The 17,004-nt window shown below is 54.0% G+C and carries 17 protein-coding genes; 5 read left to right on the forward strand and 12 right to left on the reverse strand.

The features are described 5' to 3' along the window. Window positions 1-150: 150 nt before the first annotated feature. Window positions 151-657 carry a DUF4446 family protein gene (locus tag AC27IT_RS10750; protein WP_005832768.1) on the reverse strand — a complete coding sequence of 169 codons (507 nt, stop codon included), beginning with the start codon at window positions 655-657 and terminating at the stop codon, window positions 151-153. Between the two features lie 223 nt (window positions 658-880). Continuing rightward, complete coding sequence (locus AC27IT_RS10755; protein WP_007784134.1) at window positions 881-1,480, reverse strand: hypothetical protein; 600 nt, start codon at window positions 1,478-1,480, stop codon at window positions 881-883. Window positions 1,481-1,704: 224 nt separating this feature from the next. Here AC27IT_RS10755 and AC27IT_RS10760 point away from each other — a divergent pair, with 224 nt between their 5' ends. After that, window positions 1,705-2,331: a YktB family protein gene (locus AC27IT_RS10760; RefSeq protein WP_005832771.1), complete on the forward strand. Its 627-nt coding sequence runs from the start codon at window positions 1,705-1,707 to the stop codon at window positions 2,329-2,331. Window positions 2,332-2,479: 148 nt separating this feature from the next. Here the strand turns inward: AC27IT_RS10760 and AC27IT_RS10765 are convergent, their stop codons facing one another. After that, window positions 2,480-3,442 (reverse strand): NAD(P)H-dependent flavin oxidoreductase, encoded by a 963-nt coding sequence (locus AC27IT_RS10765; protein WP_005832773.1) that lies wholly within the window; start codon window positions 3,440-3,442, stop codon window positions 2,480-2,482. Window positions 3,443-3,605: 163 nt separating this feature from the next. Between AC27IT_RS10765 and AC27IT_RS10770 the strand changes: the two genes are divergently transcribed. Then, window positions 3,606-5,078: an aminotransferase class I/II-fold pyridoxal phosphate-dependent enzyme gene (locus AC27IT_RS10770; RefSeq protein WP_487091784.1), complete on the forward strand. Its 1,473-nt coding sequence runs from the start codon at window positions 3,606-3,608 to the stop codon at window positions 5,076-5,078. 130 nt (window positions 5,079-5,208) lie between these two features. Then, window positions 5,209-7,245 (forward strand): dihydroorotate dehydrogenase, encoded by a 2,037-nt coding sequence (locus AC27IT_RS10775; RefSeq protein ID WP_283857962.1) that lies wholly within the window; start codon window positions 5,209-5,211, stop codon window positions 7,243-7,245. 26 nt (window positions 7,246-7,271) lie between these two features. On the opposite strand, the gene AC27IT_RS10780 is transcribed toward AC27IT_RS10775, so the two are convergent. The 5 genes from AC27IT_RS10780 to AC27IT_RS10800 all read right to left on the reverse strand — a co-directional run bounded on the left by AC27IT_RS10780 (window position 7,272) and on the right by AC27IT_RS10800 (window position 11,656). After that, window positions 7,272-9,413, reverse strand: a complete 2,142-nt coding sequence (locus tag AC27IT_RS10780) for a hypothetical protein (RefSeq protein ID WP_283857963.1) — start codon at window positions 9,411-9,413, stop codon at window positions 7,272-7,274. A gap of 109 nt (window positions 9,414-9,522) precedes the next feature. Continuing rightward, window positions 9,523-9,648, reverse strand: coding sequence for a GapA-binding peptide SR1P (locus AC27IT_RS10785; protein WP_005832781.1), 126 nt, complete (start codon window positions 9,646-9,648; stop codon window positions 9,523-9,525). A gap of 137 nt (window positions 9,649-9,785) precedes the next feature. After that, window positions 9,786-10,589, reverse strand: a complete 804-nt coding sequence (locus tag AC27IT_RS10790) for an alpha/beta hydrolase (protein WP_005832783.1) — start codon at window positions 10,587-10,589, stop codon at window positions 9,786-9,788. Window positions 10,590-10,726: 137 nt separating this feature from the next. Continuing rightward, on the reverse strand, window positions 10,727-11,026 hold the full coding sequence (locus AC27IT_RS10795) for a DUF3055 domain-containing protein (RefSeq protein ID WP_005832784.1): 300 nt from the start codon (window positions 11,024-11,026) through the stop codon (window positions 10,727-10,729). 105 nt (window positions 11,027-11,131) lie between these two features. Beyond that, window positions 11,132-11,656 (reverse strand): MarR family winged helix-turn-helix transcriptional regulator, encoded by a 525-nt coding sequence (locus AC27IT_RS10800; RefSeq protein WP_025846343.1) that lies wholly within the window; start codon window positions 11,654-11,656, stop codon window positions 11,132-11,134. 178 nt (window positions 11,657-11,834) lie between these two features. Between AC27IT_RS10800 and AC27IT_RS10805 the strand changes: the two genes are divergently transcribed. Beyond that, complete coding sequence (locus AC27IT_RS10805) at window positions 11,835-12,263, forward strand: DUF1885 family protein (protein WP_005832788.1); 429 nt, start codon at window positions 11,835-11,837, stop codon at window positions 12,261-12,263. Window positions 12,264-12,486: 223 nt separating this feature from the next. Beyond that, on the forward strand, window positions 12,487-13,125 hold the full coding sequence (locus tag AC27IT_RS10810) for a glycoside hydrolase family 73 protein (protein ID WP_238500899.1): 639 nt from the start codon (window positions 12,487-12,489) through the stop codon (window positions 13,123-13,125). A 150-nt stretch (window positions 13,126-13,275) separates the two neighbouring features. Here the strand turns inward: AC27IT_RS10810 and AC27IT_RS10815 are convergent, their stop codons facing one another. The 4 genes from AC27IT_RS10815 to AC27IT_RS10830 form a co-directional block, all read right to left on the reverse strand. Further along, on the reverse strand, window positions 13,276-13,638 hold the full coding sequence (locus tag AC27IT_RS10815; RefSeq protein WP_007784123.1) for a DUF4912 domain-containing protein: 363 nt from the start codon (window positions 13,636-13,638) through the stop codon (window positions 13,276-13,278). A gap of 113 nt (window positions 13,639-13,751) precedes the next feature. Continuing rightward, window positions 13,752-14,348, reverse strand: coding sequence for a hypothetical protein (locus AC27IT_RS10820; protein WP_005832793.1), 597 nt, complete (start codon window positions 14,346-14,348; stop codon window positions 13,752-13,754). 292 nt (window positions 14,349-14,640) lie between these two features. After that, on the reverse strand, window positions 14,641-15,774 hold the full coding sequence (locus AC27IT_RS10825) for an N-acetyldiaminopimelate deacetylase (RefSeq protein WP_025846348.1): 1,134 nt from the start codon (window positions 15,772-15,774) through the stop codon (window positions 14,641-14,643). A gap of 3 nt (window positions 15,775-15,777) precedes the next feature. Next, window positions 15,778-16,992 (reverse strand): aspartate aminotransferase family protein, encoded by a 1,215-nt coding sequence (locus AC27IT_RS10830; protein ID WP_007784118.1) that lies wholly within the window; start codon window positions 16,990-16,992, stop codon window positions 15,778-15,780. Window positions 16,993-17,004: the final 12 nt, after the last annotated feature.

Consider the following 17,004-nt stretch of genomic DNA (forward strand, 5'->3'; position numbering starts at 1 on the left):
TTATTATACAACAGAAGCCCTCAAAAGTCTTGATGAAAAAGCAGATGAATTTACGCAAAAATACCGAATATGCGCAATATGACGCAGAGAGACGAAATGATCTCCCTGATTCATTCATATGCTTGCGGTTTCAAAAGAATTCGCCGCGAGTCAGAGGCCGGAATTTGCCGTCATTGCCTTTTTGATGGCAGCCTGTTCTTCTTCGGACAAGTGGTAGGCGGATGCTCCCGCTTCAATCGGCTTGGCGTACACGCGCGACTCTTCCCGCCCGAAAATACTGGTAATCACCACACCGTTTTCGGCGTCATCTAAAATCGCCAAGGAAAAGCTCAGATCGCTGCCGACATCCCCGAAGGCGTTGTAGCGAATGATGGCTACCCTGCCACACTGGGCTGCTATACGCTGTGATAGACGATTGAGCGTAAACTGCTGATCGCCTTGCAGTTTTTTGACTTCATCTACCTGATCCAGCAACCTGTGCAAGCCTTCCTCCAGATTGGCTCCTCCGGTACCTGTCATCAGCCTGTTGATCGACTTGCGCATGCGGCTGATGCGAACCGATTGCAGGATGACGACGAGGAGCAAAATCAGCGTCAGCGCGATGATCGCCAGAAGCAAAATCGCGACATTGGGTATTTGGGATAGGAATGGTTCCAAAACATTTTCTTCCTTTCTGGTACATGCGTTGCAATAAGCAGTCAAAGCCTTCTCTATTGTACCTCCGCTTCGCCGCCCGTTCAAATAAAGACTTTGGCAAACCGGGAAATGCGAAAATTTGCGCAACCAAAAAAAGCGACACCCTCATTTTGTGAGATGTCGCTTTTTCATTCCGTATGCCTATGTGTCAAGCTCATCGTCCTATGGTTATCCTCCAGTCTACCTACGCTTCCAAAAGCAGCATTTCTCGACGAAGCTGTTTTAATACTTCCATAGATTTTTTGATTTGGGCCTGATCTTCTGCCTTTATCGCGTCAAACAACGTCGCCAGTTCATAATCGAGCTCCAGACGCAAAACCGGAATACGCTCCTCTGAGTCACGCCGTTTCAAAGCGGCAATCACTTGGTCCATCGTCACATTGCAGAATTTTTCGTAGATCATTTTTTTCTCAGCTCCTTTTATTTCCACTATTCTGACGACTTCTCCGTACTGGACGTGCTTCATCAAGATGCAGTCATCCAACCTGACCTTGATGATGGCGTGCCCCTTTGCTCGTTCCACGAAGTGGTACAATACCAGCGCCACCCGCGAGTCATGTACAGGAACGCCTGCCACTTGCAGCTTGTAAGACCCGTTTAATCGCTGCATGGTCCAGTCGGAAAGGCCGTCCGTGGTGTTCACGAGGAGGTGAAACTGCTCGGGAGATTCCTTCCACGTGACGCTCACCCCCGCTTCCACCAGGGCCTGCACCATCGCGTGCAATGTCTTGCGATCAAACCAAACCGCCAGATTGTCATACTCCAGCTCCATGCCGAGATTCATCCAGGCTCCTCCCGTTGACAGAATACTCAGATTTCGTTTCGGCTGTAAGGGAGTGAGTGGTATATCATATTATTCACGCTTCGGTTTTGCTATTCATATCCCGACAAGTATTTTTTTCCTGCGTGGTATGATATCATATGGAGGATTCCAAGCTCCCTTGACAAGGACGTTCGCCCTTTTCTTTATACGTGGCGTTCGATCATGATAAATGAGGTGTTTGTTCCATGACTGCGTTTTCCGGCTTTCGCCAAGAAGATTTTGACGTTTTTGCCGTTGATGGACTCGACCAGCGGATGGACGCAATCAAGACCGTGATTCGCCCCAAGCTTGAAGCGCTTGGCCACCATTTTGCGCCCATTTTGTCGGCCGCAACCGGCGATGAGATGTTTTACCACGTAGCCAAGCATGCCCGCCGCACCGTAAACCCGCCAGCAGATACGTGGGTCGCCTGGGCCAATGACAAACGCGGGTACAAAAAGCATCCGCATTTTCAAATCGGCCTGTGGCAAACGCATCTGTTCGTCTGGTATGCCGTCATTTACGAAGCTCCGGCCAAGGCCCAGATCAGTCAATCATTCAGCGAGCATCTCGACGAAATCATGACGCTGGTGCCCGATTATTTCCACTGGTCGCCCGATCACACCGCGCCCGACAGCACTTCCCAGGCGGAGCTGGGCAAAGCCGGTGTGAAAAAGCTGGTGGACAGGCTGGCGCAAGTGAAAAAAGCGGAGCTGCTCTGCGGCTTGACCATTGATCGTCACGATCCGGTGCTTGCTGATCCGCAGGCGCTTTTGGGACAACTCGAAAACACGTTTGCCGTTCTCAGCAAGCTGTACACAATCGGTCGTTAAGCTTTCCTAATCGCCTCCCTGGCATTTGCTAAAGATATATGCAAAAGAACAGGTCCGCTTTCTTTTGAAAAGCGCTTGCCTGTTCTTTTGTTTTTTGGCATACCGTCACCGTGCGGGGCATCCTAGAGGAAAAGGAAGCGCCTCTCTTTTAGCCGCGAATGGCATTCAGCCGCTGAACGCCGCTTTCCGCCTCCCGGAACATCCGCTCGAACAGTTCCTGAACGGAAGGGATGTCCGAAATCAGGCCGATGACCTGGCCTGCCCAGCCAAAGCCGTGCTCGCGGTCGCCTTCGTAGATGAAGGTGCGATTATTTTCGCCGCTGATGAAGCTTTTCAACTCTTCATAGCCGGCGCCTTCTTTTTCCATTTGCAAAATGCGGTCAGAGCCTGGCGTGCGCACAACCCTCGCCGGCGCTCCCAGCGTTCTTTTGATGACAGCCGTATCTTGTTCGGTTCCTTTCAGCAAAGCTTCCTTGTACGCTTCGTGGGCGTGGACGCACTCCTTGGTCGCGATGAACCGGGTGCCCATCTCCACGCCTTCCGCGCCGAGCGCGAGCGCAGCGAGGATTCCGCGTCCATCGCCAATCCCGCCGCTGGCCAGCACCGGAATGCGGACGGAATCCACAACGCGCGGAATGAGCACAAACGTCCCGATGTCGTCCCGGCCCAGATGGCCTCCGCCTTCCTGGCCGACAGCCATGACGGCGTCTGCCCCGATCGCCTCCGCTTTTTGCGCTTGCCGCACGGACGCGACCAGCACCAGCTTTTTGATCGGATGGCCGTCGAGTCGGCGCAGGAGCGGCTCAGGATTGCCTCCGGTCACAGAGATGGCGGCTACTTTCTCTTCGATGGCGACCTCCAATGCTTCTTCATACGGCCGATTGTATTGCCCAATCGCGAAATTGACGCCAAACGGCTTGTCTGTCAGCTCGCGCACCTTGCGAATTTCTTCGCGCAGCGCTTCTGCCGACGAAAGCGACATCGCCGTGACTTGTCCGAGTCCGCCTGCGTTTGACACAGCGGCGGCCAGTTCTGCGTATGCTAGATAGGCCAATCCGCCCTGCACCACCGGATATTTGATTTGCAACAGCTCGGTTACTTTTGTTTTCATCTCCATCACCCCGTTTTTGTTAAGCTTCTCGGCAAGCGGGGAAAACTCCTGCTGCCACACGCGAATATGAATAAAAATTCGCTTGCTTTCCCCCCCTATTTTGCTATACTCAATTTGTTTGTTTTTCCCCTTTATTCTTGATTCGTAAAGTGAGGCGATCGTAGTGAGACAAATGAAAACTCCTTTGTTCAGCGGGTTGTTGGAGCACGCCAACCGGAACCCGATTCAATTTCACATTCCGGGCCATAAGAAAGGTATGGGCATGCATCCGGCATTTCGCGAGTTCATCGGGGAGAATGCTCTCTCGATAGACCTCATTAACATTGCGCCACTGGATGACTTGCACCATCCGAAGGCGATGATTAAAGAAGCGCAGGAATTGGCAGCCGAAGCGTTCGGCGCTGACCATACATTTTTCTCCGTCCAAGGAACAAGCGGCGCGATTATGGCGATGATTATGGCGACGTGCAGCCCTGGCGACAAAATCATCGTGCCGAGAAACGTGCATAAATCTGTCATGTCGGCGATTATTTTCGCCGGAGCGGTACCGATTTTCATTCATCCGGCGATGGACGAGCGTCTGGGCATCTCCCACGGGATTACAGTGAAATCCGTGCAAAAAGCATTGGAAGCCCACCCTGACGCTGCGGCTCTGCTCGTCATCAACCCTACTTACTTCGGCATTGCCGGAGACTTGCGCGAGATCGTGCGAACCGCGCACACTTACGAAATTCCGGTCCTGGTGGACGAGGCGCATGGCGTGCACATTCACTTCCATGAGGACTTGCCGATTTCCGCCATGCAGGCCGGAGCTGACATGGCAGCGACGAGCGTACACAAGCTGGGCGGCTCGCTGACCCAGACATCCATCCTGAACGTGCGCGAGGGCCTCGTAGATGTAGATCGCGTCAAAACGGTGCTGAGCATGCTCACGACGACGTCGACCTCTTACATTTTCCTGGCTTCGCTCGATATGGCCCGCCAACATCTGGCGCTCAACGGCAAGATGCTGGCCGACCAGGCGATGAAGCTGGCGAACAAGGCCCGCGACCTCATCAACGACATCCCGCGCATTTACTGCGTAGGCAAAGAAATACTCGGAAAGCCGGCGACTTTTGCCATGGACCCGACCAAGCTTTTGATCCACGTCCGCGATCTGGGCATTACCGGCTGGGAAGTGGAAAACTGGCTGCGCGACAAGTACAACATCGAAGTGGAAATGAGCGACCTGTACAACATTCTCTGTTTTGTCACGGCAGGGGACACCGAAGAATCCATTCACGCGCTCGTCAACGCGCTGCGCGAGCTGTCCGTGGAGTTTGCCCACGTGCAGGCAGAAGAAAAGCCGACCATTTCCTTGCCGAACATTCCGGTGCTGTCCACGACGCCGCGCGATGCTTTTTATGCAGAGACGGAAACCATCCCGCTCGTGGAAGCCGCAGGCCGCGTCACTACGGAGTTCATCATGGTGTATCCGCCAGGGATTCCGATTTTCCTGCCAGGCGAGGTCATCACTGAGGAGAACATCGCGTACATCCAGGAAAACATCCGCGTCGGACTGCCCGTCCAAGGTCCAGAGGATGAGTCGTTAAAAACGATCAAAGTCATCAAAAGACAAACCGCGATTTCGGGGTAAGCCCCTCATTGCGCGCAAAGCCGTTGCCTCTTTTTCGAAGGCAACGGCTTCTTTCATGATTTGGGCATGTATTGCCTGAACCTTTTGAGCTAAGATAGAAATGGGAAAAATCAGGAAGGTGATGATGCGAATGCCAGACTGGTCGTACCAGACGTTGTTTAAACCGCTGCTTTTTCTCATGCCGCCAAAGCGCGCACGCAGCTTCACGCTCGCTGCCATCGGCACATTGGCGAAGCTGCCCGGCGGCACTTCCGTTATCGAGCTGATGGGGCACATGCAGCCGCCTGCCGCTTTGTCCAAAACGGTCAGGGGTTTGCGTTTTCCGACTCCAGTCGGCCTGGGAGCAGGGCTTGATCCCGCAGCAAAAGCGCTTGGAGCGCTATCCCGCTTTGGCTTTGGCTACATCGAGCTGGGGCCGGTTACGCTTGCGCCGCTGTCTGATCCAGGAATGACTTTGCGCAAGACGACGAATCTCTCCGTTACATACAGCGCCCCGTTCGAAAATCCCGGGGTCGCCGCTCTCGAAAACTGCTTGCGCCGCTCCCCCTCTGTAGCGATTCCGCTCGGCGCCAGATTGGGATTTCGCCCAGGCGCTGCACTAAAGGAAGCGACCGCTGAAAGAGAGCAACTGATTTTGCGCCTGCAGCCGTACTGTTCGTTTTTTTCGCTGGACTACCGCGCCAGCCAAAGACATGAGCAGTGGAGCGCTGCCCAGTGGCAGGAGCATTTGACCTGTCTGCGGCAGGCGACCGAGCGCCCGCTCCTGTTCGCGCTCCCGCCCGGAATAGCGGAAAAAGAGTGGCTTTCGCTGCTGCAAATCGCCCGTAACGCAGGACTGGATGGGATCATGGTTGCGGGTGGCGTGAAAAGCGCTCCACACGATTCAAGCGACTCGCCAGTGCCCCTGTACCAGACAGGCAAGCCATCCCGCGAAGCCGCCTTGCGATCGGTTGCGCTGACGAGGCAAACTTGGCCAGACTGCCTGCTGATCGGCTCCGGCGGCATCATCGAGCCTGCTGACGCTTTGGCCTTTTTGGAAGCTGGCGCCGACTTTGTGCAACTGCACAGCGGCCTTGTGTACGCCGGTCCGGGCTTGCCCAAACGAATCAATGAAGCGATTTTGCAGTCCGGCGCTGCGCGTCAGGCTGTCGAGCCAGCGAATAAGAGCGAGCGCACGGAAGCAGCAGCGGAAGTCGCAGCGGCACAACTGCCTCCTGCTCCTGCAGCGAGGCAGGCACGTGCCATCCGCTGGTTACCCGCCTGGGTGTGGGGGCTTCTGCTCGGGCTCGGGATGATCGTCGGCGGAGCATTGGCCTGGCTGGTCGCTGTATCCACTGTCATCCTCCCGTACGACGAGCGTTTTTTGCAAATGTCTGCGGAGCAATTGTCACAGATCAGCCCCCAGTTGCTTTCCTTTATGTCGCATGACCGGATCAGCCTGGCGGGAACGATGATCTCGATCGGAATCATTTACGCGCAGCTTTCCTTTCACGGTTTGCGCCACGACATTCACTGGACGCGCGCTGTGCTGCTCGCCTCCGGAGCCGTCGGATTTTCCAGTTTTTTTCTGTTTATTGGCTACGGCTATTTTGACTACATGCATGCCGTACTCGCGCTCCTTCTGCTGCCCATGTTTTTGCTCGCTTTGCGCACACCAGCGAAAAGACACTTGCCTGCGCTCCCTCCCGAGCGGCACAACGACCGCACGTGGAAAATGGCTTTGTGGGGACAGCTTTTGTTTGTCGTCATCGGCTTTGCTTTGACCGGAGCTGGGCTGATTATTTCCTTGATCGGGATCACTGGCGTCTTCGTCCCGTCCGATCTGGTCTTTCTCTGCGTGTCCGCCGAGATGCTGCAAGCGTTTAACGAACGGCTGATTCCGCTGATCGCCCACGACCGGGCCGGCTTCGGCGGCGCTCTCGTCTCCGACGGCCTCGCCGTGCTGCTCATCAGCCTCTGGGGCTTTCGCCGCGGAGAAGCGTGGGTATGGTGGACGCTGTTTCTCGCGGGCATCCCCGGCTTCGCTGCTGGCATCGGGATTCACTTCGCGGTCGGGTACGTCGATTTTGTGCATTTGCTTCCTGCCTACGTAGCGGTCTTGTTCTTTTTGGCTGGGCTGGTGTTGGCGAAGCCTTATTTGACGGGAACAGTAAAAACAGGCGATTAGGACTGTGCCTAATCGCCTGTTCTCGTTTACTTATAGAATCGAATGTCGATCGTGGTGAGGCCAGCTTGGTTAAACAAATCAACCATACGTTTGCTATCGTTGAAAGCCTCTATCAGCGGCATTGTTATTTCATCCTCTGTCCCTTGGAAGAAGACAAACACAATTTTGGTAAAATCGGTACTGTTCATTTTCTCCGCCAGCGTGCCGTCGAGCATCAAGTCAACCAATTTGTACTCTCTGTAATCGCCCGGCTCAGGGTCCGGTTTTGGATCTGTACCTGGCTCCTCTACGGCATCGTCATCCCGTGGGCTTGCAAATGCCATCGTGTAGACGACAGGTTTGCCATCGCGCTCGTCGATCCAGACGATGCGATTGCCGCCGATTCTTGGGCTGGAAATCTCAGCCTTGTCGTCCCACTCCACATCGCTGTAAGAGCGGTCTTCTACATCGTACAGCTCATAATAAAAATCTTTTTCTTTGGAAGACAAGCGGTTATCTTCAAAAAGAATCACATTGCGGGAAGCTTGCGGATTTTTTTGGTCGCGTTCAGAGTAGCGGATCAGCAGTTCTGTCCGTTGACGATCGATTCTGTAGTAGTACAAATCCCAACCGTTTTTCGCGCCTCCGCTATTTTCGCTCCAGACCACAAAATCGTCTCCGATTTGCGCGGATTGTACTTCCACGTTTTTGCGGATTACCGTCTCGTCTTTTTCCTCGATGTCGTACAAGTAAATGTCTGCCTTTTTCGAGCCTGTTTCTTCCACCCAGGCAGCGTAATTGCCGTAAATATCTACACTTAACGGCTCGGTTCTCAGGCTGGCAATTTCTTCTTCCTTGCCCGTTGCCAGGTCGGTGATGATAAGGTCGGCGCGGCGATCCACATTGACCCAGAACAGCTTGCTGCCGTCGACCTCATACAGTTTTTCACTCGGCTGCTGGTCGTCATCTTCGTTCGTAATCTGCTTTTCCGTGCCTTTGCGAATATCGTACGCGACGAGTGCATCTTCCCGCTGATCGTACCAGACTACGTACTTGCCGCTCACAACCGGACGAATCGGGTCTGCGCTGCTTTTGCTGATGACCTTGCTCGTCCTTTTTTCCGTATCGAACAGGACGACGGAGTTTGCCTTTTTCGACTCTGTCACGTACACTACGTAACGGTCAGAGCCATCCGGTTGGCTCGGCTCCCCGGAAGTTGCGCCCAGCCCGATGTCAGCTCTTTCGTCCAGATCATAAATGTGGAGGCGCAGCTTTTTGTCGTTGTCTCTCTTTGCGTACATGACGTAATCTTCAAAAATGCGCGGACGCACCGACTCGAACACGCTGCTCGCGATTTCTTTGCCGGAAGATTTGCTCGCGTCCCGATATGCCAGATCGTCATCGTCCAGGTAGACGATCGTGTCTTTGTAAATATGTACGCCCGACTTGGAGGTCGAAGTATCCGTCAACTGCTTGTTTCTTCCCGTGCCGATGGTGTACACGTAAACCTGCTGTCCGTTTACGTAGGCGATTTTGTCACTGAAAAGGCTCGGCTCAATCTGGTGTGCCTTGCCCCCTGCTGCCAATTCTTCCTTTTGCTTGTCGATGTCGTAGTAGTAGATGTCCGGGTTGCCATCGCGGGAGTCTTCCCACGCTACGTAGCTGTCGCTGACGGTCGGATCGCTGGCTTTGCCGCTCGTGGAAACGCGCGTTGTGTCGCCTGTCGCGATATCGTACATGTAAATGTCTGTTCCCGCATCGCTTTTATCGGACCAAACGACCTTTTTCCCCGAGATCTCCAGATCGGCTGCAGCGGCTTTTCCGCTGGTCAAGCGAATTTCCTCGTCTTTGGCAATGTCGTACAAATACACGTCTGCTCCGCCGTGGCGAGAGTCGATCCAGACCGCGTATTTTCCGTCGACCCGCGGGTTTTTCTTGTCGGAGTTTTTGTCGCCGATCTTCGTCTCGGCCTGCTTGCTCAAATTGTACAAGGTGAGCTTTTGTTCCCCCGCAATCTTCCAGATCGCATATTCCTTGGAAATGTCAAAGCCGTCTTTGGAAACTTCCGGCTGACTTACGTCTATTTTGATTTCCTGTCCGATACTGTTCGCAAACGCTGGAGTCCCGGTCCACAGGGAGGTGACCAGCAATGCGGCGGCCAGCAAACCCTGCATGGGCTTACGTTTCATGAAACAATTCCTCCTTTTGCAACGATTTTCACACTTCTCCATTATCCTCCAAGATGAAAAGGTTGTCAAAAAAAACAGGCCTTTGTAGAAAGGCCTGCACGGTTTTTCGCTATTCTTTTTCCTGTCTTTGCTCCGGTCTGCACTCGCAATGGCATACTCCATAAAGCGTTTTCACTGAGTTGCTTTCAAAATGCTCGATGATGGTCCCGCAAGTCTGACATACGATAGTTCCCATCTGTGTCCCCTCCGCATTTGTGATTCCAAATGAAATGTGATGTCACATATTCTTCAATTCAACATGCTTTTATATTAATATGCCACACCATTTGGAGTCAATACGGTAATTGCACACAACTTTTGTCTATTAGTATGTCACATTTTGTTTTGGGCGATCTCTTTCATCCATCTGTCCATGTGGCTGAGCACGTCCTCGCGTTCCGGCTCGTTCAGCACCTCGTGGCGCAAGCCCGGAAAGCGGCGAAACGTCTTCTGCCCCTGGATGCCCTCTGTAAAGCGCCCCACAGCGTCTGCATCCACCAGCGAGTCGTCGCCCGCCTGCAGCACCAGCACAGGCACCGTGAGCCGTTCCCGCTCCTCCCAGGCCGCCTGCATCGCTTTGTGCAGTTCCAAAAACCAGCGCACGCTGACTTTCGGATAATTGAGCGGATCGTTTTTGTAGGCGGCTTGCACGGCCTCATCCCGTGAAACCATGTCAGGCGTAATCCCGTTTGCAATCGCAAGCGTCGGCCAAAAACGGTCCAGCAGTCTCGCTGCCTGCGCCTTCCAGGCGGGCACCTCCAGCTTTAGCTGTAAGCACGGGGAGGTCAAAACCAGCCCCGCCAGCTCGTGTGCCGCTTTTTCCCGCTGCACGAAGCGCGTAGCGATCAGTCCGCCCAGACTGTGGCCCAGCAAAAAAACGGGCCGTTTGCCTGCGCTGTCTTCCAGGGCGGCCACGGTCCACTCCCGCACCCGCTGCACATAATCGTCAAACGAATCAACATGCCCCCTGATCCCCGGGGAGCGTCCCCAGCCAGGCAAGTCTTCCGCGTAGACGTCCCATCCTTGTTGATTCAAAAACGCCGCGACATGCTCGTATCTGCCATGGTGCTCTCCGGTGCCGTGCACGAGCACGACCGCTCCTTTTGGCTCGCTTGCCGACCATTTATGTACGCTCATCTACGTCCCTCCTCTTCCCTATCCCGATTTTATGCTGTCGCAGCCCGCTTCGTAAACAGGGCGCTCCGTGCTGCCGGCTGTCTGGCAGCTTCGGGAACCAGTAAAAAACGAGCAGAAGATAAACTTCTGCTCGCCCGCTAATACTGATTTTCTTCAAATGGGATGGGAGGCAAGTATTCTTGGAAAAATTCAGCGAGTGCCTTGGCTTCACTTTCCGAGTCCAGTCGGAAAATCCTTTGCAGGTACCCTGGATTTACCGCATCATCTGAACTGAGAAGGGTAGATTGCCCCGTCTGCATACAGATCACCAACGGCTTTCCATAAAACTTGTGCGTGAATACAATGCCGAAGTCGTGTCTCGTTCCTTCGGAGATAAACCCGAGAAAACGGACATTGGCGTTTTCCGAAACGTCGTATAAGTGGTCGTAGTGCTCCATCAGCAATCCCTCCTCGTCTTGATTTTCACTCCGGCAACATTTTCAAAAATATTCGGATTATTTGACATTATACGCGAAAATCCGCTTTTTTGCCACCCATTTCGCCTAACTAATCAAATGAGTGGGGTTCATGACCCGCTCCTCGCCCTCCTGAATCCACCTTACCTTCTCCGCTCCGTGCAGCGATTGAGCCACAAAGGAGAGGCATTCGAAGAACAGTTCGACTACTGCTGTACTGTATCGTTCCTCCATTTTCTCCAGCGCATACGTCAATCTGAAAATAGATGGCACATTTCTTCGGCTTGCCTCCAGAACTTCCTTGCCTCGCTGGGTCGGGTACACGTGTACGACGCGTCCGTCCAGCTCAGACTTTTCAATCGTCACCATTCCTTTCTCCATCAACTTTTTGATGTGGATGACGATCGACGACGGGTGCCAGAAAGTCCAGTCGGCAATTTGCGTGACGCGCACCCCCTCATAACAGTAAATGATCCAGAGAATGTTTAATTGCACGGAGGAATCCAGTTCGGCTTCCTTCGCTGCTCGCTCCCAGTCTTCCTTGTTCACTACGTCAATGGCGCGCATCGTGTTCAATGCTTCAAATACGTGTCTAATCGAGGCCTCCTGCATGGGTTTACTCCTCCATGATCCTTTATCGTTCACTTATCGACTATATAAATAGTATTTATATTTTACACTTTTCAGAAAAGACGCGCAATTGTTTTCCTTTCCCAACTGTCTCATTGCCAAAGTGTGGAAGCAATGCTACACTAAACGCAGATATTCCCGGTACTAGGAGGGTGCAATCGTGAAACTTCAATCGGCCTACATCTATTTCGTTAATGGCTCAACTGCCCAATCCGCAAGTATTGACGACGTAAAAGCCAAGTTTACGCGATATATGGACATGACCTCGAAAACAGGGGAGCAGCTCGGCTGGTCCTACGCAGAGGCCGCTTTTCCATATACCATAGAAGAACGTCCGGAAGGCAAGGACTCGTGGTTCCTCCTGAAAGGAAAAGACCCGAGCATGTACAAGTCCATCGTCGTAGGGGTCGGCAGCAAAGAGGAAAACGGCACCGAGAAGCACTACATCCAGATTGCCCTGCCCGAATCAGCGACGCACGGCGACAAGAACAAAGCAAACGAATACTGTCGTTACTTGGCCCGCGATTACAAGGCGGAGCTCCATCTGTTCAACAAGCGCATCCAGTACTTTCAGCCGCGCAAACCATAAGAACGCAAGCAGCCGATGTTGTCGGCTGTTTTTTTGTGGCCGCTTGGCAAAAAGCGCGCTGTCGCTTACTGGCTGCCTCCGCGTTCGGCTTTCTTCCGCAAGTGGGCTTTTTCGCTGGCTCCGGCATAAGAATGGTACGGATGGCCCTTTTTGTGTCCCGAATCGGGGGCGACACAAAAAAGCGGCAAAAACCAGCATGCTCACCATGAAGAGAGGTGCCCGCATGGAACCGAAAGCATTCATCGAGCTGGTGGCAGGCTCCGCCAGGCAAACTTTTCTCAATTACCATATCTTCCCTTCGATCACCATTGCGCAAGCCATCCTGGAATCGGGATGGGGGCAAAAAGTCCCGCAAGACCCAGTTACAGGCCGCTCCTCGTACAATTTGTTCGGGATCAAAGGCACAGGCCCGGCCGGTTCCGTCACCATCACAAGCAAGGAGGTGGAGAATGGGCAGACCGTGTCCCGCCAGTCTACGTTCAAAGCGTACTACAGCTATCAGCAGTCGATTGACGATCACGCCCAGTTTCTGCTCAAGCCTACCTACAAAAAAGTGCTGACGGCATCCACACCGCAGGAGGCTGCCCAGGCTCTGTCAAAAGCCGGCTATGCCACAGACCCGCAATACGCCGACAAGCTGATCCGCCTGATCCAGACGTACAACCTGACGGCCTACGATCAGTTCGCGCCAGAGGAGCCGTCACCGTATCCGCCCTGGAAGCTTGATCTGGGCAAACGCGCGCTTCGCGAGGGGCTTATCACCTCGCCAGAGTGGCTCAGCAAGCTGGACGAACCGATGCCTGTATGGGCCGTCCTCGCTGTCGCCCTGCGCCTGCTCGACAAACAGCGCGAAGCACCATAACGTTATCGTATGCGAAAACAAAAGCCCCGTTCCAGCACAGGCGAACCTGGGCTAAGCGGGGCTCTTTCCTTATGAAAAAAACAGGTACTGCATCATAGAGAGCTTCGCGCGAGCTTTCGCCCGGAAGCCAGATCAAATGAGCACGATGATTCAAATCATTTGAGATCTTGACAGCGAATAGAACCTTCCGTCCACCATCCGAATGCCCAGGTCTACGCAATATTCCAATCCTTGCGTCACTCCGTACAAAATCCATTCGGAAGAACGATGGTTGATATCAAAATCAGTGTAAAGGTCTGTGCCATCATTGCGGATCTCTTTGCGGTCAGTCACGTCAAAAAGGCGCAGGACAAACGGCAGCTCGGCAAAAGGTATCGCAAATTTCTTCTCCACTTCCTGCTCGAACTCCTTCGTCATACTCCACTCCGCCTGAATCGAATGCTCATCTTTCCAGGCGATGTGGATACTCGGGCCTTCTACATCCGTGGACGATCGCGGGGGATTTGTCTCCATTTGCTCCCATCGTTCCTTTCTTTCATGTACTTGCTTTCAACATGTATATTGGTTTTTTCAGTCTATTATACCATGTGACCTAGCCAAGTGGGAACGTATCAGGAGCATTTAATTTATCGTCCTACCGTAAACGTGTTTTCGCCTACGACTACGTAGGAATTAAACTTCTCGGACTTCATCTGCACCTGGACCTTGTAATTTCCATACGCCTCCAGCTTTGTCGATACAAACGGCTCGGAGAAGTAGAAGCTGTTCGCATTTTGCGTGGAGTACTTCCACTCTTTGCCTTTGCTCACTTCCTTGCCGTCCGGTCCAATCAGGACGAGCTGCATCCGCAAGTCTTTGGCGACAGGCGCTTCGTCTACCTCGACGAATACGTTGAAAGTGCGCGGTACGTTTTTGTCGCTGTAGCCTTTGACCGGGTTGCTGAAGACGATATTTTTATTGCGCGTCTGCTGAATTCCTTCAATGACGATGATGTTTACGTTAGGCTTGACTACCTGCAGCTTGCCCGTGCGCGAATCGTAATCAACAAACCCGCCAAGCTTGTTGACCAAGGCCTCAACCGAATCGGCCTTGGAAGCAGGCATATCGCTTGAAATCGTTTCCGTGCCTAAAAAAACGCGCAACGCACCTTCTCCCAAAGCGGCGGTACTCCCAACTCCCGCTACAGTCAGCGCCAACAAGGCCGATAACCATGCTTTTTTCATGTCATAATCCTCCTGTATGTGTGCGCGGCAGCGCTTGATTTTCCGGAATTGCTTCTCCCTATTTTATACGTGGAAGACAGCAAATAGTTGTGGTCCGAAGACAAGTTTTTTCAACAGTATCCACAGAATCCACAGGCGCGGGACATCCAGGAAGAAAGACTTATACACAATCTCGAAAAGAAAATACGCAGGACTCTTGACAAAAAACATCCCCAATCTCTCACCAAACCTTTTTTCGCATACAAAAAAGAGCGGCCAGCTTCGCCGCTCTTTTTTTGCTGCCTGTCTCGCGCTAATTTTGTTCCGACAGCCACGTAAAATATCGGGAGACCAAGCGGATCGCGACTTCGATCGCGTCCTCGCTCGGCTCGATTTTGGAATGGTGCAGCCCGTACGGAGTATGGACGCCCAGCCAGAACAAAAAGCCCGGAATCTCCTGCAGGAAGTAGCCAAAATCTTCTCCGGTCATCGCTTCCTTGCAGGCAATCAGCGTCACGTCTTCGCCCTGCTCGCGCACCCAGTCCATAAAGGCCGTCGTCAGCTTTTCCTCGTTGTACACTTGGCAATACCCTACTCCGTAGTCGATGGACGCCGTACAGTCGAAGCCCGCCTCGATGCCTTTGACGAGCGCTTCAATCCGCGCTTTGACAAGCGCCATGGACTCGGTCGAGAACGTGCGAATCGTCCCTTCCAGCCGCGCCTTTTCCGCAATGATGTTTTGCTTGGTGCCGCCCTCAAGCTTGCCGATGGTCACGACAGCGGAATCGAGCGGGTCGACGTTACGTGCCACAATCGTCTGGAGCTGTGTGATGAGATGGCTGCCTGCGACCACCATGTCGTTTGCTTTGTGCGGAAAAGCTGCGTGCCCGCCTTTTCCGACCAAATCAATGTACAGCTCGGACGTGTTGGCAAACAAAATGCCCGGCTTGGTGGCAATATAGCCGACGGGATACTCCGGCGCGATGTGCAGCGCAAAAATGCAATCCGGCCGCCAGGAAGCAAACTCCTCGCTCTCCATCATCGGCTGAGCGCCGCCTGGGCCCTCTTCTGCGGGCTGAAACAGGAACAGCAGGTCATCTGCAATCGGCTGCTCCACAAAATGCGTCACAAGCCCGAGCGCGATAGCCATGTGCATGTCGTGTCCGCACGCGTGCATGTAGCCTTCGTGCAGCGAGCGAAACGGATACGACGTCTCTTCTGCAATCGGCAAGCCGTCCATGTCCGTGCGCCAGGCGATCGTGCGCTTTGGATTCGTCCCCGCGATCCGGACCAAAATCCCGGTGCGCCACGTCTTGATCTGCATGCGCTCCTGCGGGAGACGCTCCAAGTAATCGAGCAAATACTTTTGCGTCTTCACCTCGGCAAAGCCCGGCTCCGGAATTTGGTGCAGGTCGCGCCGAATCTGGGTAAACAGCGATGTCGCCATCGTTTACGCCTCCCCTTTGGCCCCGTGCCGCACAGCGAGTTCCGCTGCAAAGCTGTCCAGGAAAAGGTCGACGTCTTCTTTGGTCAAGGTGAGCGGCGGCAGCAGACGCACGATTGTCTTTTGCGTCACGTCCACGAGAATGCCGCGATCAAGCAATGCCTGCTGCAAACGGCTGACCTCTTCCGGTGCGGCGCTGAGCGGGATGCCGACCATCATGCCTTTGCCGCGGAGCGCCTGCAACTGTTCCGGGAGACGCGCGCGCAGCGATTCGAGGCCCGCCCACAAGTACGCGATCACTTCGTCCACGCTTGCCGCAAAAGCAGGATCGAGCAGCTCATCCAGCACCACGTTGCCGAGAGCCGCCGAAAGCGGCGACGGCGCAAAGGTCGTCCCGTGGTCGCCCGGCTTGAACTGGTTCATCAGCTTCGTTCCGGCAATCACGCCACCGAGCGGAAGCCCTCCGCCTACGCCTTTGGCAAACAAGATCAAATCCGGCGTCACGCCTGCGTGCTGGTAGGCAAACAGCTTACCAGTGCGTCCCATGCCTGTCTGGATTTCGTCCATGGCAAACAGCATGCCTTCCTCCTGGCAAATCGCCGCCACTTCGCGCAAAAACGGCTCCGACAGCGGCACGACCCCTCCAGAGCCGAGCACAGGCTCCATCAGGACAGCGGCCGGCTTCGCGTCGCGGCAAATCGCCCGCAAGCCGTCCGCATCTTCAGGGTCTAGCTCGTACACCGGAAAGTCCGGCTGCGGAAAATCCTGATACACATGGGCCTGTCTGGTCAGCCGCACCGCGCCCAATGTTCTGCCGTGAAAGCTGTTGCGGAGCACGACAATCCCTTCGCGCCCGGCCCCTTCTGCCTTCGTCCATTTGTGGATCATTTTGATCGCGGCTTCGGTCGCTTCCGCACCGGAATTTGTGAAAAACACTTTTCCCGGGATCGTCTGCTCCACCAGCCGCTGGGCCAACCGGATTGCCGGCTGGTTCAAAAATACGTTGGAAATGTGCAGGAAGCGCTCGCCCTGTTCGCGCAGCGCCTGGACGATCCGCGGATGGGAGTGGCCGAGCACATTGACGGCCAGCCCCGTAAACAAATCCAAATACTTTTTGCCCGCTGTGTCGTACAGGTAGTTGCCTTCCCCTTTTTCGATCGCGATCGGCAAGCGTTTGTAGGAAGAGACGATGTATTGTTCATCAAGCGTACGCCAGTCCATGTGAGCTCTCTC

This window comes from Brevibacillus sp. YAE8 (assembly GCF_057543335.1).

Excerpts from the sequence above, each read along its gene's own strand:
- AC27IT_RS10755 (WP_007784134.1), bottom strand. The coding sequence starts at position 1,480 with ATGAATCTCGGCATGGAGCTGGAGTATGACAATCTGGCGGTTTGGTTT.
- AC27IT_RS10760 (WP_005832771.1), top strand. The coding sequence starts at position 1,705 with ATGACTGCGTTTTCCGGCTTTCGCCAAGAAGATTTTGACGTTTTTGCC.
- AC27IT_RS10765 (WP_005832773.1), bottom strand. The coding sequence starts at position 3,442 with ATGAAAACAAAAGTAACCGAGCTGTTGCAAATCAAATATCCGGTGGTG.
- AC27IT_RS10775 (WP_283857962.1), top strand. The coding sequence starts at position 5,209 with ATGCCAGACTGGTCGTACCAGACGTTGTTTAAACCGCTGCTTTTTCTC.
- AC27IT_RS10780 (WP_283857963.1), bottom strand. The coding sequence starts at position 9,413 with ATGAAACGTAAGCCCATGCAGGGTTTGCTGGCCGCCGCATTGCTGGTC.
- AC27IT_RS10785 (WP_005832781.1), bottom strand. The coding sequence starts at position 9,648 with ATGGGAACTATCGTATGTCAGACTTGCGGGACCATCATCGAGCATTTT.
- AC27IT_RS10790 (WP_005832783.1), bottom strand. The coding sequence starts at position 10,589 with ATGAGCGTACATAAATGGTCGGCAAGCGAGCCAAAAGGAGCGGTCGTG.
- AC27IT_RS10795 (WP_005832784.1), bottom strand. The coding sequence starts at position 11,026 with ATGGAGCACTACGACCACTTATACGACGTTTCGGAAAACGCCAATGTC.
- AC27IT_RS10800 (WP_025846343.1), bottom strand. The coding sequence starts at position 11,656 with ATGCAGGAGGCCTCGATTAGACACGTATTTGAAGCATTGAACACGATG.
- AC27IT_RS10810 (WP_238500899.1), top strand. The coding sequence starts at position 12,487 with ATGGAACCGAAAGCATTCATCGAGCTGGTGGCAGGCTCCGCCAGGCAA.
- AC27IT_RS10815 (WP_007784123.1), bottom strand. The coding sequence starts at position 13,638 with ATGGAGACAAATCCCCCGCGATCGTCCACGGATGTAGAAGGCCCGAGT.
- AC27IT_RS10820 (WP_005832793.1), bottom strand. The coding sequence starts at position 14,348 with ATGAAAAAAGCATGGTTATCGGCCTTGTTGGCGCTGACTGTAGCGGGA.
- AC27IT_RS10825 (WP_025846348.1), bottom strand. The coding sequence starts at position 15,774 with ATGGCGACATCGCTGTTTACCCAGATTCGGCGCGACCTGCACCAAATT.
- AC27IT_RS10830 (WP_007784118.1), bottom strand. The coding sequence starts at position 16,992 with ATGGACTGGCGTACGCTTGATGAACAATACATCGTCTCTTCCTACAAA.